14 protein-coding genes and 1 tRNA gene are annotated in these 15,975 nt (G+C 44.5%); 7 read left to right on the top strand and 8 right to left on the bottom strand.

All coding sequences use genetic code 11. The annotated features are described in order from the left end of the window. Positions 1 to 132 precede the first annotated feature (132 nt). The 4 genes from radA to glnK all read right to left on the bottom strand — a co-directional run bounded on the left by radA (position 133) and on the right by glnK (position 4,951). On the bottom strand, positions 133 to 1,521 hold the full coding sequence (radA, locus tag C1X04_RS15530; RefSeq protein WP_110576894.1) for a DNA repair protein RadA: 1,389 nt from the start codon (positions 1,519 to 1,521) through the stop codon (positions 133 to 135). 75 nt (positions 1,522 to 1,596) lie between these two features. After that, complete coding sequence (locus tag C1X04_RS15525; protein WP_110576895.1) at positions 1,597 to 3,129, bottom strand: carbon-nitrogen hydrolase family protein; 1,533 nt, start codon at positions 3,127 to 3,129, stop codon at positions 1,597 to 1,599. Positions 3,130 to 3,307: 178 nt separating this feature from the next. Next, positions 3,308 to 4,573: an ammonium transporter gene (locus C1X04_RS15520; RefSeq protein ID WP_137170414.1), complete on the bottom strand. Its 1,266-nt coding sequence runs from the start codon at positions 4,571 to 4,573 to the stop codon at positions 3,308 to 3,310. A gap of 39 nt (positions 4,574 to 4,612) precedes the next feature. Then, positions 4,613 to 4,951, bottom strand: coding sequence for a P-II family nitrogen regulator (gene glnK, locus C1X04_RS15515; protein ID WP_110576897.1), 339 nt, complete (start codon positions 4,949 to 4,951; stop codon positions 4,613 to 4,615). Between the two features lie 512 nt (positions 4,952 to 5,463). Between glnK and C1X04_RS15510 the strand changes: the two genes are divergently transcribed. Next, positions 5,464 to 5,703, top strand: coding sequence for an accessory factor UbiK family protein (locus tag C1X04_RS15510; protein WP_110577012.1), 240 nt, complete (start codon positions 5,464 to 5,466; stop codon positions 5,701 to 5,703). Between the two features lie 24 nt (positions 5,704 to 5,727). On the opposite strand, the gene C1X04_RS15505 is transcribed toward C1X04_RS15510, so the two are convergent. Further along, positions 5,728 to 5,943: a TIGR02450 family Trp-rich protein gene (locus C1X04_RS15505; protein WP_110576898.1), complete on the bottom strand. Its 216-nt coding sequence runs from the start codon at positions 5,941 to 5,943 to the stop codon at positions 5,728 to 5,730. 115 nt (positions 5,944 to 6,058) lie between these two features. On the opposite strand from C1X04_RS15505, the gene C1X04_RS15500 reads away from it, so the two are divergent. The 3 genes from C1X04_RS15500 (at position 6,059) to rep (ending at position 10,933) form a co-directional block, all read left to right on the top strand. Beyond that, positions 6,059 to 7,570 (top strand): YifB family Mg chelatase-like AAA ATPase, encoded by a 1,512-nt coding sequence (locus C1X04_RS15500; protein WP_137170413.1) that lies wholly within the window; start codon positions 6,059 to 6,061, stop codon positions 7,568 to 7,570. Between the two features lie 242 nt (positions 7,571 to 7,812). Then, a complete protein-coding gene (locus tag C1X04_RS15495; RefSeq protein ID WP_110576900.1) occupies positions 7,813 to 8,742 on the top strand; it encodes a bile acid:sodium symporter family protein in 930 nt (309 codons plus the stop codon). A 142-nt stretch (positions 8,743 to 8,884) separates the two neighbouring features. After that, a complete protein-coding gene (gene rep, locus C1X04_RS15490; protein WP_137170412.1) occupies positions 8,885 to 10,933 on the top strand; it encodes a DNA helicase Rep in 2,049 nt (682 codons plus the stop codon). Positions 10,934 to 10,937: 4 nt separating this feature from the next. Here the strand turns inward: rep and C1X04_RS15485 are convergent, their stop codons facing one another. After that, positions 10,938 to 11,276, bottom strand: coding sequence for a cytochrome c5 family protein (locus C1X04_RS15485; protein WP_137170411.1), 339 nt, complete (start codon positions 11,274 to 11,276; stop codon positions 10,938 to 10,940). A 146-nt stretch (positions 11,277 to 11,422) separates the two neighbouring features. Here C1X04_RS15485 and C1X04_RS15480 point away from each other — a divergent pair, with 146 nt between their 5' ends. The 3 genes from C1X04_RS15480 to C1X04_RS15470 all read left to right on the top strand — a co-directional run bounded on the left by C1X04_RS15480 (position 11,423) and on the right by C1X04_RS15470 (position 13,130). Further along, complete coding sequence (locus tag C1X04_RS15480) at positions 11,423 to 11,716, top strand: putative quinol monooxygenase (RefSeq protein WP_137170410.1); 294 nt, start codon at positions 11,423 to 11,425, stop codon at positions 11,714 to 11,716. Positions 11,717 to 11,920: 204 nt separating this feature from the next. Then, a tRNA-Arg gene (locus C1X04_RS15475) sits at positions 11,921 to 11,997 on the top strand. A 152-nt stretch (positions 11,998 to 12,149) separates the two neighbouring features. Further along, positions 12,150 to 13,130: a PIN domain-containing protein gene (locus C1X04_RS15470; protein ID WP_137170409.1), complete on the top strand. Its 981-nt coding sequence runs from the start codon at positions 12,150 to 12,152 to the stop codon at positions 13,128 to 13,130. On the opposite strand, the gene C1X04_RS15465 is transcribed toward C1X04_RS15470, so the two are convergent. Both C1X04_RS15465 and C1X04_RS15460 read right to left on the bottom strand, forming a co-directional pair. Continuing rightward, complete coding sequence (locus C1X04_RS15465; protein ID WP_137170408.1) at positions 13,111 to 13,524, bottom strand: tyrosine-type recombinase/integrase; 414 nt, start codon at positions 13,522 to 13,524, stop codon at positions 13,111 to 13,113. The genes C1X04_RS15470 and C1X04_RS15465 overlap by 20 nt on opposite strands. Positions 13,525 to 13,845: 321 nt before the next feature. Beyond that, entirely contained in the window at positions 13,846 to 15,942 is a 2,097-nt protein-coding gene (locus C1X04_RS15460; RefSeq protein WP_137170407.1) for a TonB-dependent siderophore receptor, read from the bottom strand. Positions 15,943 to 15,975: the final 33 nt, after the last annotated feature.

Raw genomic sequence — 15,975 nt, 5'->3', positions numbered from 1 at the left:
TCTAAATAAGGCTATTTTTGATGACCATAAGGGCTTGATTCCCGCCTTCGCGGGAATGACGGGTGTGGAGAATCAAGCGCACGCGATGGCTAAGCTTGATTCCCGCCTTCGCGGGAATGACGGAATGCACTATCAATTTTCGAATATCGCGTCTAATGCTTCTGACAAACGCTCTACGCCAATCACTTTCATGCCTTCGATAGGCTTTTTTGGGCAGTTAGCTTTTGGCACCACGGCTCTAGTGAACCCATGTTTCGCGGCTTCACTAATGCGTTCTTGGCCAGATGGCACAGGTCGAATTTCCCCTGACAAACCCACTTCACCCAGTACGACCAAATCATGGGGCAATATTTTATCGCGGAAGCTAGAAACAACGGCTGCGATAGCGGCGAGATCGGCACTGGTTTCCAGTACTTTGACACCACCAACCACGTTCAGATACACATCTTGATCGGATGTGAGTAATCCACCGTGTTTGTGTAAGACCGCCAATAACATAGCAAGACGATTATGATCAAAACCTACTGTGACGCGTCTTGGGTTGCCCAAAGCCGAATCATCCACCAAAGCTTGAAGTTCGACCAGCAAGGGGCGAGTGCCTTCCCAAACCACCATAACAAGGCTGCCAGCGGCAGGGTGGTTACTGCGGTTCAAGAAAATAGAGCTTGGGTTTTTCACTTCTTTTAGGCCATTTTCTAACATGGCAAAAACGCCTAGCTCATTGATCGCGCCAAAGCGGTTTTTCATGCCGCGAAGGGTACGAAAGCGTGAGTCTTCTGAGCCTTCGAGCAACACAGAGCAATCCACCATGTGTTCCAGTACTTTGGGGCCTGCCAAAGAGCCGTCTTTGGTTACGTGACCGACAAGCAAAACAGCCGTTTGAGTTTGTTTGGCGAAGCGCGTCAAAACAGCAGCACTTTCTCGTACTTGTGACACGCTGCCTGGGGCGGATTCTACGCCATCTAGATGCATCACTTGGATCGAGTCGATCACCATGACTCTGGGTTTCACTTGCTGAGCGATGGTTAAAATCGCTTCCACATTGGTTTCCGACAGCATTTTGAGGTTTTGTGTCGGTAACCCAAGACGTTGTGCTCGCATGGCAACTTGCTGAAGGGATTCTTCACCTGTCACGTATAAGGCACTTTGTTGCTGTGCTAGCCAACACATGGTTTGCAGTAATAAGGTACTTTTACCGGCTCCTGGGTGGCCACCAATGAGCACGACACCACCTGGAACCAAGCCACCGCCTAATACTCGGTCGAATTCGTTTGCGCCAGAGCTAAAGCGTGGCACATCGCCTAAGTCAACGTCAGATAAGTTCTGAATGCCTGTCACAGCGCCGGCGTAGCCTTGATAGCGCGGATCTTGGCTAGCGGAAACGCGAGCGGAAGTTTTTCCAGAGGTAAGACGTATTTCAGATAGGGAGTTCCATGCGCTGCAGGCTTGGCATTGTCCTTGCCATTTTGCGTAGTCGGCTCCGCATTCATTGCATACAAAAGCGGTTTTTGCTTTGGCCATGATAGTCTCTTGTGTTCTTTTAATAATGAATTAAAGGCTTGCGATAACGTCCATGTTATCGCTGGGTTGTGCTTTTTAGTGCTGTTTTTTCCAGTTTACGGAATAAAGATCCGTGCGGCGGTCTTTTAAGTTGTTTACTGAGCCTTCGCTGCGAGTCAATTTCAGCTTATCTAAGTCCAAATCAGAGAACATAATCATTTCTGTGTTTGGTGTGGTTTCCGCCATAACGGCATCGTGAGGATAAGAGAAGTCAGAAGGCGAAAATACCGAGCTTTGTGCGTATTGAATATCTAAGTTTTCCACCTGCGGAAGGTTGCCACAGCTACCACAGATAACGACGTAACATTCGTTTTCTATCGCGCGGGCTTGGGCACAACGACGCACACGCAAGTAACCGTTTTTGGTGTCGGTCCAGAATGGCACAAACAAAATATCCATGTCTTGCTCCGCCAGTAGACGGCCCAATTCAGGGAATTCTACGTCATAACAAATGAGTATGCCCACGCGACCAGCATCAGTATTAAAGACGCGTAGGTCGTTACCACCTTGGATAACCCAGTCACGACGCTCGTGCGGTGTAATGTGGATTTTCTTTTGCTCTTCTACGGTACCGTCACGGCGGCATAAGTAGCTGACGTTATAAACAATTTCATCTTCAATGACAGGCATGGAGCCTGTGATGACATTGATGTTGTAACTGACCGCAAACTGCGACATTTCATTGATAAAGCGTTCTGTGAAGCTAGCCAAAAAACGAATAGCTTCGGTCTGATTGCTTTGGTCTGGGCTAAGCCCAATCAATGGTGCATTGAAGAATTCTGGGAAGAGAACAAAGTCACTCTTGTAGTCTGAAACGGCATCGATGAAGTATTCAACCTGCTTCAACAGCTCGTCAACGCTTTCTACTTCACGCATTTGCCATTGAATCGCACCGATACGCACTTGGGTTTTGCGTGAGCGAATCACGTTGGTGTCTGGTTCAAAGAAGATGTTTTTCCATTCCAATAGCGTTGCATAGCCTTGAGATTTTTCATCTTCTGGCATGTAGCGTTTTAACAAACGAGTGACTTGGAAATCGTTTGATAGCTGGAAGGTTAAAATAGGGTCGTAAATTTTACGTTCGCGTACCGCTTCTAAGTATTCAGCCGCGCTCATTTCGTGAGCGTGTTCGTGATAGTTAGGGATACGACCACCCGCTAAAATGGCACGTAAGTTATGCTGGCGGCAAAGGTCTTTTCTGGCTTCGTACAAGCGACGACCAAGGCGGTAGCCTCGATATTCAGGCGCAATTAACGCATCCAAACCATACATGGCGTCGCCACGAGAATCGTTTAGCACGTTCTCTTTTTGGTCGATAAGGTCGTCATACGTATGTGGGTTACTAAAACGCTGATAGCTCACTTGAACCGATAGTGCTAAGCCGACAATTTTTCCGTGGTCTTCTAAACAGATCTGACCTTCAGGAAAATCTTTGATGAGTTTGTGAATCGTATGCTTTGGCCAAGAGCCACCAATATCGTGATAGACCTTATCCATCAATACTTTGATTTCGTCATAATCATCTTTGGTGATATTACGAATGGTTAAATGTAAGTCGTCGTGCTGCATGTTGGCCTCTATCAATCGATCTTATGTATTGCTCATGATAACGCGTATTTGTGTAAGGAGGTAAGGGATCAGTGCCTTATAAAAGGGGATATCGTTTGTTCAATAAGGATATAAAAAGAAAACCCCCGCCAAGGCGAGGGTTTTGATATTTCAAACAATTTGGTTTTTAGCAGAGTGATTAGTTCTTGCTGAATTCTGGGTACGCTTCCATACCACATTCAGAAAGGTCAACACCTTCGTACTCTTCTTCTTCGCTAACGCGAACACCCATGATGGCTTTGATGATTAACCAAACAACCAAGCTAGTGAAGAATACCCAAACGAAGATAGTAAGTGCACCCGCGATTTGTCCGCCGAATGTTGTGCCATCGTTCGTTAGTGGCACTGCTAGCAAGCCCCAAAGACCCACAACACCGTGAACAGAGATAGCGCCCACTGGATCATCAATTTTAAGCTTGTCTAGGGTCAGGATAGACACAACCACAATCAAACCACCAACTAGACCGATTAGAGTCGCACCTAGAGCAGATGGTGTATCAGGACCTGCCGTGATTGCTACCAAGCCAGCCAATGCGCCGTTTAGAAGCATAGTTAGATCGGCTTTACCGAATAGGATTCGAGCTAGGATAAGCGCACCAATTGCACCACCAGCAGCTGCCGCGTTGGTATTTAGGAATACCATAGCAACAGAGTTAGCGTTTGCGATGTCGCCAAGTTTCAATACAGAACCACCGTTGAAACCGAACCAACCCATCCAAAGGATGAATGTGCCTAATGTTGCAAGAGGTAGGTTAGCACCAGGAATGGCACGTACTTCGCCGTTAGGACCGTATTTGCCTTTACGAGCACCAAGTACCAATACACCAGCTAATGCGGCTGCCGCACCTGCCATGTGAACGATACCAGAACCTGCAAAGTCAGTGAAACCGATGTCGCCAAGGCTAAACATACCGAATACAGAACCGCCGCCCCAAGTCCAGTTACCTTCCATTGGGTAGATGAAACCTGTCATAACAACAGCGAATACTAGGAAAGCCCAAAGCTTCATACGTTCAGCAACGGCACCAGATACGATAGACATGGCTGTTGCAACGAACACAACTTGGAAGAAGAAGTCAGACGCGCCTGCGTAAATAGAACCGCCTTCAAAACCGCCGTCACGGCCAGCGAAGTCAGTCAAGGTAGAAGCAACATCTACGTCTTGGATACCTGTTAGGAACCACTCGCCACCGTACATGATGGAGTAACCACAAACTAGGTACATGACACAAGAAATGGCAAACAAAGCCACGTTCTTAGTTAGAATTTCTGTGGTGTTTTTAGCACGTACTAGACCTGCTTCCAACATGGCAAATCCTGCTGCCATCCACATAACCAGTGCGCCGCACACCAAGAAATAAAAGGTGTCCATCGCATATTGTAAGTGAAAAATTTGATCTTGCATGTTTCGCCCCCCTAAAGGCTAGGATAATTCGAGCAGTATTTAGACTGCTTCTACACCAGTCTCGCCGGTACGAATACGAACCGCTTGTTCAAGGTTAACGATAAAGATCTTACCGTCGCCGATTTTGCCAGTGTTTGCTGCGCTTGTAATGGCTTCCACTACTTGGTCAGTCATGTCGTCTGCAATGGCAAGTTCGATTTTTACTTTCGGTAGAAAATCGACTACATACTCAGCGCCGCGGTATAGTTCTGTGTGGCCTTTTTGACGTCCGAAACCTTTCACTTCTGTTACGGTAATACCTTGTACACCGATCTCAGAAAGTGCTTCTCGAACATCATCGAGTTTAAATGGCTTGATGATGGCAGTTATAAGCTTCATACCCACTGTCTCCTTAAAAAGTCAGTTTTATTGTCGTATCGCAGGTAATTAGCTTTATTCAATATGCGTGCCATATATGGGCGTTCCTACGTATCAAAGGCTTTGTAAGGATTTTGTCGTTTTTTTGAAATTAAAAAGAGTCCTAAATTGCTTGGTATAGTGCGGCATATTGGTGTGCCCTATAAATATCCTGCATTAATATGGTGCAAATGATGTTTGAAATGGGCGAGTGAGCGTAGCGAAGGGCTTTATCTGCTTGCTTCTGATCAAGAAATAACCCTTTGCTTGGCATGGTTGTGTGTGCGTCATTTAGAGGATTTGTAGGGCTTCAATATTGCCTTGTTCGATTTTCTGCACAAAAAAGAAGCAATCTCTAAAAACATTTGTTCCTATAAATGGGCATCAACATGAAAGATGCGCTCTGAGAGCTTGTTGGTATCTATGCCTGACTTCTATACTATTAGGCAAAGAGACGATAAATAATCACAGCAACGATGAAAAACGAGAGTGAGATGATTGATCAATTTATAAAGCAATTGGGTACGGGATTAGGCCAAGCGGCTGAAACCTTGGGTAAGTTGCCAAAAGAAGAAATTCAGGCGCAATTGCATGAAGTGGCACGCAATACATTAAGCAAGATGGATTTGGTTACGCGCGAAGAGTTCGAGGTGCAAGCCGCGATGCTGGCAAAATATCGTGAAAAGCTCGCTGTGTTAGAAGCACGTTTAAATGAGCTAGAAAAGAACGACTAAGTTTTTCGCAGGGCTGGGACTGATTTATTTCCAGCCTTGCAACCAATCTTCAGAAGAGGTCAGTGATTGCCAAGGTAATTGGTATTGGTTTTTGTTGATCACGGCCTCAAGAATGCATTCGATAACGACGTTTTCTTCGTCTCGAATGAGTGTAGTAACGATAAAGTGTTTTTCTTTTTGCTGCGGGGACGTTGACGTCCACTTAGATAGAAGTAATTTATTTGGATTAATTCGGTTCACAACCACTTTTTCCTTTTAGTGTATTAAGTAGATAGATATACGAAGCATGTGAATAGCTGGATTGCTTTTCCCGTCGCAAAGCGTCAGAAATAAATAAGTTGATCAAGGAGTGATCATGAGTTTAGCCACGATTTATAGTCGCGCCCGTGTTGGCGTGTCTTCCCCGTTAGTGACTGTTGAAACCCATATTTCAAATGGTCTGCCTTCCCTTAATATTGTTGGCCTTCCCGAAGCGGCCGTTCGAGAAGCGAAAGACAGAGTGCGCAGCGCGATTATCAACAGCCATTTTGAGTTTCCTACCCGACGCGTCACCATTAACCTAGCGCCAGCGGATTTGCCTAAAGAAGGTGGTCGTTATGATTTGGCGATTGCGATTAGTGTCTTGGTTGCCTCGGGGCAGTTGGGTGAGTTGAATTTAAGGGACACTGAATTCATTGGCGAATTGGCATTATCGGGAGACATTCGTGGCATTCCTGGATTATTGCCGTCTGCCATTGCTTGTCATCACGCTAATCGTCAGCTTATTCTCCCTGAAGAAAATCAGCAGGAAGCTGCGCTGGTGGAAGGCAATGCTGTATTTGCTAAACATTTAACGCAAGTGACGGCGCATTTATTGAAGCAAACAGCGTTGCCTGCTTGTGTTTCCAAGCCTGCTGAACCATTGCCGTTAGACCATAAAGACATGCGAGATGTAAAAGGCCAGTATCAAGCCCGCCGAGCCTTAGAAGTCGCCGCGGCTGGTGGTCACAATTTGCTGTTTGTTGGTCCTGCTGGAACGGGAAAAACCATGCTGGCGTCGCGACTGCCGAGCATTATGCCAGCAATGACAGAAGCTGAGGCGCTTGCTGTGGCATCAGTGCAATCGGTGGCGGGGCGTAAAATGGGCTTGGATTGGCATTGGTCAGAAAGGCCGTTTCGGTCTCCTCACCATTCTTGTTCTGCGGCGGCACTGGTTGGCGGTGGTTCAATTCCTAAGCCGGGTGAGGCGTCTTTAGCGCACTGTGGTGTGCTTTTTCTTGATGAGTTACCAGAGTTTGACCGCAAAGTATTGGAAGTATTACGGGAGCCATTAGAAAACGGTGAAGTTCATATTTCGCGTGCTCGTGGGCAAGTTACCTTTCCGGCTCGCTTTCAATTAGTGGCTGCGATGAATGCCAGTAACGAGGCTTACAGTGGAGGGCAAGGTTATTATCAATCCAGTGCTAGCCAGAAATATCTTAAAAAACTCTCCGCGCCATTTTTAGATCGCATCGATTTGCATGTAGAAGTGCCACCTTTACCGTCTAATGTGTTAGTGAATGCTGATGAAGAAGGGGAGTGCAGCGCTAGCGTCCGCGAACGAGTAGAGCGTGCCGTCGCAAGGCAAAGAGGACGCCAAGGCGTACAAAATTCGCAGTTAAGTGGCCGTCAGCTAGAGAATATTTGTGCTTTGAGCCAAGAGGACAAAGAGTTTATGCAGCAGGCACTAGAAAAATTAAAACTCTCTGCACGGGCTTATCATCGAGTATTAAAAGTCGCGCTAACCTTGGCGGATTTAAATGACTCTCCTGTTACCAGAGCGCATTTAATGGAATCGTTAAGTTATCGCAAGATGGAGAAAACCTTATCCATGGCGGTGTCTTCATAATCTACGCTGTTATTCCATCTGGAAAATACGGATAGAACAATGCGTTAGACATTACTAGATAAGGGTTAAAAAGCATAAAAGCTGTTTTAACCTATGCCATTTAGTTACAATTCTCAGCCCATTTTTATCGTCCCTTCGAGGGACGATATTTGTAATGGGACCAATAATAATTAATTGTGGGTCTGTTCGCTTTTGCTGATTTTATGGCAGCAAAACTGAGTGGACTATGTGGAGTTTTGTCTATGGTTATCCAGCTGTTCCCTGTTTGGGCTTTATTGCTATCTGCAATCGCCTTCTTTCAACCTGATTTATTCGTGGGGTTGAAAGCTCAAATCGTTCCATTGTTGACCATTATTATGCTCGCAATGGGATTGACCCTAAGTCCTACTGACTTCAAACAAGTATTGAAGAACGGTAAAGCCGTAGGCGTGGGTGTGTTATTACAATTCTTAGTTATGCCGATTGCCGCTTTTGGTGTGGCTTTTGCCTTTGGCTTTGATTCTGAGCTGACTGTGGGCATGTTGCTGGTGGGCAGTGTGGCTGGCGGTACGTCCTCGAATGTTATGTGTTATTTGGCTAAAGGCGACACGGCCTTGTCTATTTCCATGACCGCGATCTCGACCTTGTTGGGCGTAATATTAACGCCATTCTTGGTGTCTTTGATGATTGGACAAAGTGTTGATGTACCTGTTGCTGGTATGTTGATGAGCTTGTTTAAAATTGTTCTGCTTCCTGTTGCGGCGGGTGTGTTGATTAATACTTTCTTCTCAAAATTTGTTCGTAAGGCAGAACCAATTTTCCCTTATATCTCGATGTTTGCCATCGTGCTTATTATCGCCATTGTAGTGGCATTGAGCGCCTCTAAGATTGTTCAAGTTGGTCTTATGGTTGCGGCGGCAGTGATTATTCATAATGCGATTGGTTTGACCTTGGGTTACTGGGTGACTTACTTACTTGGTTTTGATGCGCGCGTTTGCCGCACCATTGCTTTTGAAGTGGGTTTGCAAAACTCTGGCCTAGCAGCGGCATTGGCAGTGAAATTCTTTACGCCTATGGCAGCACTACCAGGCACTATTTTCAGTGTTTGGCACAACATTTCAGGGTCTTTGTTGGCGAGCTACTGGAGCCGCCGCCCCGTTGCTGAAAGCAACGCTCAAGATACTGATAAATAAGATATTTGCTTAGCGTTAAAAAAGGGATGCCAGTTTGGCGTCCCTTTTTTATGTTTGTTGCATGGTTATCACAGTGCGAGAAAGTGGATTGTCGGGTACACTTACGGCTGATTTTTAATAGCCTTACGAGCCTGAGTTTTCCATGAGTGAGTCCTTACCTTCCATCGCCCAGCGTCTTCGCAGTTTGAACGAAAGACAGTTAGATGCTGTGAAACAAATAGACGGTCCTTTGTTGGTGCTGGCGGGGGCTGGATCGGGAAAAACCAGCGTAATTACCACAAAAATTGCTTATCTGATTCAAACCTGTGGTTTTAAGGCAAGCAGCATTATTGCGGTGACTTTTACCAATAAAGCGGCGCGTGAAATGAAAGAACGCGTTGTCGGCATGTTGTCTAAACAAGAAAGTCGCGGCTTGAGCATCTCGACATTCCATAATTTAGGCTTACGAATCCTTCGAAAAGAATATCGCCGTGCGGGTTTAAAAGAAGGCTTTACCTTATTTGATTCTCAAGACTCACTCAGCCTTGTAAAAGAAATTTTGGATAAAGAGTTCAATGGGCAAATGGATGCGGCGGCCTATTGTCAGAATACGATTTCCAATTGGAAAAACGATTTAACCACACCGCAAGAAGCCATGACCAATGCAGACACAGAAGAGTTTCTGTTGGCTGCGCAAGTGTATGGCCAATATCAACGCTATTTACGCGCTTATAACGCGGTAGATTTTGATGATTTAATACTGTTACCGGTGAGTTTATTAATGGCTGATCAGGAGTTGTGTGATCGATGGCAGAAAAAGGTTCGTTATTTACTGGTGGACGAGTGCCAAGACACCAATGCTAGCCAGTATGAATTGATTCGCCTGCTGGCGGGTTTTCGTCGCTGTTTTACGTTGGTGGGCGATGATGACCAATCCATCTACGCTTGGCGTGGTGCGCGCCCAGAAAATCTAGAGCGTTTGTCTGTCGATTACCCAAATTTGAAATTGGTTAAGTTGGAGCAAAACTATCGCTCGACAAAAACAATTCTAAAAGCAGCTAACACGCTTATTGCCAACAACCCGCACATCTATGACAAAGCCTTGTGGAGTGACCACGAAGAGGGCGACCCGATTCGCGTTATGGTGACTCGTAACGAAGACGCGGAATCCGAGCGCGTGGCGGCAGAAATTCAATCGCGTCATTTGCGCCATGAGATTCCATATCGAGATTTTGCTATCTTGTATCGTGGTAACCACCAAGCGCGCCTGCTGGAAATTAAGCTGCAAGCCTATCGTATTCCCTACAAAATGAACGGTGGCACCTCGTTCTTCTCGCGGGCAGAAATCAAAGATTTGATGAGCTATTTGCGTCTTTTGGTGAACCCATCGGACGACAACGCCTTCTTGCGTATCGTTAACTTGCCACGTCGAGAAATTGGCCCTGCGACGCTGGAAAAAGTCGGTAACTTGGCAACTGAGCGTGGCGTAAGTCTGTTTGAAGCATCCGGCTATAAAGAGCTTGAAGAGACGGTTTCTGGGCGATCATTAAAAAGCTTACAGGATTTTGAACGTTGGATGTCCAACTTGCGCCAGCGTTTAGAAGGCGCTTCGCCCGTGCCTGTTATTGAGCAAATGATCCATGACATGGATTATTACGGCTGGATTCAGGAGCAAACATCGTCTTCAAAGGCGGGCGATCGACGCATTGAAAACGTGCGCTTCTTGCTGGATTCCATTCAACGCATGATGGAATCCGCATGGGAGGAAGACGAAACCGCCGGTTTGGATCAGGCGATTAGTAAGCTGTTATTGATCGACATGCTCGAACGCCAAGAGGAAGAAGAGGACGAAGACAAAGTTCAGTTATTAACGCTTCATGCTTCCAAAGGGTTGGAATATCCACATGTGTTCTTGATCGGTTGTGAAGAGGAACTGTTACCTCATAGAAACAGCATAGAGAACGACGACATCGAAGAAGAGCGTCGACTGGCTTATGTGGGAATTACTCGAGCGAAAAAGACCTTGTGTATTACCTTGGCCGCGAAACGCCGCCAATATGGCGAAGAAATCGACTGTTTACCGAGTCGATTCTTGGATGAATTGCCAGAAGAAGATCTTGTTTGGGAAGGGCGCAGCGACGAAGGTGAAAGCAGCAAAAAAGAACGCGGCCAAGCTTCGTTATCGGCACTAAAAGCCATGCTTAATGGCTAAATAGCTATTTGCTTGAGCTTTTGTCGATCATGTATTGAATCGCATCACGCAGCTCGTCTTCACTGCAATCGAAACATAATCCCTTTGGCGGCATGGCTTTATAGCCACTTGTCGCATCTTTTAATAACGTGTCTATGCCTTTTTCAATGCGTGGCTGCCAATCTTCAGCATGCCCCATTTTTGGCGCGCCTGCGACACCATTCATGTGGCACGCAATGCAAAAGCGGTTATAAAGTGTCTCACCAGAACGCGCGGCATTAGCAAAGGAAGACAGTCCTAGCGCGAAGCTTATGACAGCCAGAGCAACTAGCGGCTTGGTCAATGTTGTGGGAGAAAAATTCACAATGAATCCTTAGCGATGAAGAGTCAAAAACGGTACAGTAATTAAAACACAAGGGCATGCTTTCGTTCGCGTATTTTTAACACATTATTAGCGCGTACAGTGACTGTGAAAGCGTTTCAAAAAGTTAATAAGGCAAGGAAAAAACCATGACGACCGAACTCGTTCTCGTTGCAAATCTTATCGCTCACCCTGGCAAAGGTGCTGAACTGCAAGCCGCGCTTGAAACACTTATAGAGCCAACCAGAGCGGAAGTAGGTTGTCTGCAATACGACCTTCACCAGAACAATAAAAATTCCGACGCCTTCGTTTTCTTCGAGCGCTGGGCTGATTATGATGTGTGGCAAGACCACATGAAGACCGATCACATTAACGCCTTTTTGGAAGTAACCAAAGAGGTGATTGCGGACTTTAATGTTACCGAGCTGCATAAAATAGGCTAAAGGTTTGATTCTAGCTGGTTGTTTACTCTATAAGCGGCTAGCTAGAAAACCTCTGTGGCTGCAAAGTAATAAAAAACGCCTAATATCGGTTCTTTATCGCTTTAAGCACTGGAAACCTGATGAATTTCCTTTAGAATACGCACTCCAATTTGTTCTGGCCGCTTTGTTTCATGCAAAGCTCTTTTACGCCACGTAACAAGTCATGCGCCCGTAGCTCAGCTGGATAGAGCGTCGCCCTCCGGAGGCGAAGGCCGGAGGTTCGAATCCTCTCGGGCGTACCATTCTTATCCTCCTATCTTATTGAATTACAATCACATTTTAATTTTTCACTTCGTCAATCTCATTTGTTTGACTACAATATGTCTACGTGATTTGTATATTTACCTATTAGGTCTAAAATGCAATATAAGATTTATGATGTAATGGATGCGAAATGTTAAGACCGCGAGTTTTTTTAGACACAGAAGTTTTTGATTCAAATCATTACAACTTCAATAGTAGGGATCTAAAGCAGCTAAAAGCTCTTGCTGAAAATCTTTCTGTAGAGTTGTTACTTACTGATGTTGTTGTTTATGAAGTTCACAAGCATTTACGCAGGCGAGCAAGTGAATTAGCTAATGATGCGCAAAAGCTCTGCAAGAAGTTTAACAATGTTGATCCTGAGGGCGTAGGTGCTGAGCTTCAAAAAGAAAGCTACTCTGCTGAACATGTTTATAACCTCCTTGAAAAAAATTTTGAAGACTTTTTAGATTCATGTCATGCAGAGGTTATTAGTGTTGAGGATGTAAGTTCTAGAGAGGTTTTTTCCTTATATTTTCAAGAACAGTCACCTTTCAGTATTATGGGGAAAAAGAAGAATGAGTTCCCCGATGCTTTCACTCTTTTAGCATTGCGCGATTTTAGTCGAGAACGAAATGTTGAGATATCTGTAGTAAGTAATGATGGCGATCCGGTTGGTTTTTGTGCCCAAGAAGAAAATTTAATTCATTATAGTAGCTTAAGAGAATTCTACGAAAAGTCTTTAGAATCTATTGGTTATACAATGGAGTTCTATAATGATTTGGTTCTAAAGCGCTGGAATGACCTTGAAGCATATATTATTGATAACATCCCGAACCATTGTTCATTTCAAGCTTCACATAGTATCTATGATATTTTACAAGCTGAATGTATAGATCTGTCTTATGGAGATCACTCATTGATTTCGATTGATGAACCATATATAGATGTTTCTATTGATGTGACGGCTAAGTTTAGTGTTGAATACTCAGAAATAGACCGCATTTTTGAGGCTGAGACTGCAGTAGATTTAAATCTTAGCTTATCTTTTTGTGTTAAAGATAATTCATGTATAGACTTTTTAGACCCTATTGAATTTGGAAACTTAGGTATCATTACTTTCGACCTTCGCTAATACTATCATTGTATAGAGGGTTGAATATTAATGCTTCTTGCAAGTGTTCGGGAGCCAGATGAGCATACCTCATTGTCATTATGATAGTTGAATGACCAAGAATTTTTTGAAGCGTTAGAATGCTTCCACCATTCATCATGAAGTGACTAGCAAAGCTGTGTCTCAATACGTGTGATGATTGTCCTTGAGGTAATTTTATACTCGTTGTTTTCAGATATTTTCTGAAAGATTTGATGCAATCAAAGAATCTACCATGAGTTCTCATATGCTCTTCAAGTTCTTTGAATAAACTTTCATTGATTGGAATAGAGTGATTTTTACCACTTTTTGTATCAGTGAAATCTACTTGACCATTCCTAATGTTCTTAGCTGTAAGCCCTTCCGCTTCCCCCATCTTGCCCCAGTTGATAGACACACCCTTGTTATAAGAGAAACATGTTCATTACCGGTTTTATCTATGGTTGATAGCAGCTCTTTGATTTGTTCTGACGTAAGCCAACTTAATTCCTTTTCGCTGATTTTAATTTGACGTACTGGACTTCATAAAACACCTCATTTTTAACTGGATTGGGTAGTAGTAAAATCAGGGGGGTCCTAACTGGTGATGTTGCTGATCTTTATTGCTCTTGAAAAAGTCTTGCCAAAAAAAAGCCAGTATGGATATCCATACTGGCTCAAAAAAGGGATGGTTTTCGATTTATTGCATCAGTGCTGTTTACCAGCTGTGGTTTAAGGTGAGAGTGATATCTCGGCCTGGGTTGTAGAAGTCTGCGGAGCCAGAGCCTGCGACGTATTCTTTGCCAAGTAAGTTGCTGATGTTCATAGAAAGTTGAGTGTCTTGGGTAATGTCATAACCAAAAGAAGCATCTACTATTACTGCGGATTCACTTTTCGAATCGTTGGTATTGGTGAAGTAGTAGGAGCCGATGTAACGAGCTCCTAGTCCAACAGACATGTCTTGGCGTGGAAGTGTGTAATGTCCCCATATAGAAGCTGAATGCTTTGGTGTGTATGAGATCGTTTTGCCTTCGTAGGTATCATCTTTGGTAATTTTTGGCTCCATATATGAGTAACCACCGGAGATGCTTAAATTATCGGTTAACTCCGCACGAGCTTCCAAATCCACACCTTTTACTTGGTTTTTGCCAATCGTTTCACGGACGATGCCACTACTTTGGAAAGAGGAGGTTTCTACATTGCTCTTTTCAAGCTCGTAGACGGCAATAGAGAACAGGGCATTCATATTGCTTGGTGAGTATTTAACACCGATTTCAGTCTGGTCGCCACGGACGATTTTTGTGCTTGTAGATGGTGGTGATACGGATTCAACTTGGCTTAGGTAAGCAGAGACTTCATCGTTAAATTTGTATGTGAATGCAGAGCGGAAGGTGTCTTCTGAGAAGTCATTTGATGACTTTGTATTGGTCAAATAGTTAAATTCGTCCACATCAATATTGTCGTGTCGCGCGCCGACAGTAAGGATGTATTTATCGTCTAAAGCAAAGTTTTGTTGCACTAAAAATGCTTTTGTTTGGTAATCGGTTTTTTTGTTGCCATAAACTGGCGTGTTTGCAGGTGCACCAGAATAAACAGGATTATTAATATCAATACTTGAAGCGCTTCCATAATAGGTAGTGGAATCATTCGATGAATCCTGATATTCAACACCAAATACGGTGCTGCTATCCAGTCGGTCAAAACTGATGTCGTATTGGCCTAACAGATTACCATTGAACTGTTCTAGCTTGGAGTTTTGGGCATAATAGTCTCGACCCATAGTGGTTCCCGAGGTGTCACTAGAGTATTTACTTAGATATAAATACCCGAAGCTATCCTCGGCATCGCTGTAGCGTAAATTTGAAATGACTTTAAAACCATTATCAAGCTTGTGGGTAATATTGGCGCTGATGTTGGTTCGTTCTACATCGTGGGTATTATAATCCGGCTCGCCATAAAATAGGCTGCTGTCATAGTCTTTGCCAGCAGGGTAGCCGCCGCTGTTTGGTGATGAGTCGGTTTTTAGGTAATCAAGGATTAGGTTGGCTCTGGTGTTGTCATTAGGTTCCCAAGAAAGGCCACCCATGATGAATTGCGAATCGTCCTTTGAGTAATCGTATTCTCGATCACTGTCTTTTATTTTACCGGTTAGTCGATAGGCCAGTGTTTTGTCTTCATCAAGCGTGTCGCCAACATCTATTCCTACCTCTTTATGGTCGTTAGAGCCATAGGTGACGAAGGCATTATTAAAGCGATAGAACTTTGGTTGTTTACTCACAAAGTTAATGGAGCCGCCTGGGTCAGCAGGACCAAATAAAGTGGAGTTCGCGCCACGGATTACTTCAACACGTTCGAAAGCATAGGCGTCTTCTCGAATGCCCCTCATTGAGCCAAGCGTTAACCCATCGCGATAGGTTGTGGCGCTAAAACCACGAATTTGGAAATAATCGTTTCGGTCATCGGTGCTGTAATAACCTGTTACTGTCGCTGGTGTGTATTCAAGTACTTCTTCTGTGGTGCTGGCACCACGTTGCTTGATTTCTTTTTCAGTGATGACAGAGACAGACGCAGGTGTGTCTTGGATGCTGGTAGCGACTTTGCCACCGACCCATAGCTCTTTTGCCACAACCGATTCGGCATCATTGTCTTCAATAACCTGATCATTGACGATGATAGGGGAAAGACGAAAGGTGCCTGCATCACTGTCCGTTTCAGCGTACCCTGCAATTGGTGTGAGTACGGAGCAGCAGAAAAGTGTCGCGGCAGCGCAGTGGCTTTGTTTTAACTTTATGGGAAGGGTGCTTGTCTTACTCATCTTTGGTTCCTTTATCATGCTATTTATGAAAAT

The organism is Marinomonas sp. FW-1 (genome assembly GCF_005222245.1).
Classification (GTDB): Bacteria; Pseudomonadota; Gammaproteobacteria; order Pseudomonadales; family Marinomonadaceae; genus Marinomonas; species Marinomonas alcarazii.
Note: the sequence above shows the minus strand (reverse complement) of the source record. Positions and strands in the feature narration are given on the sequence as shown.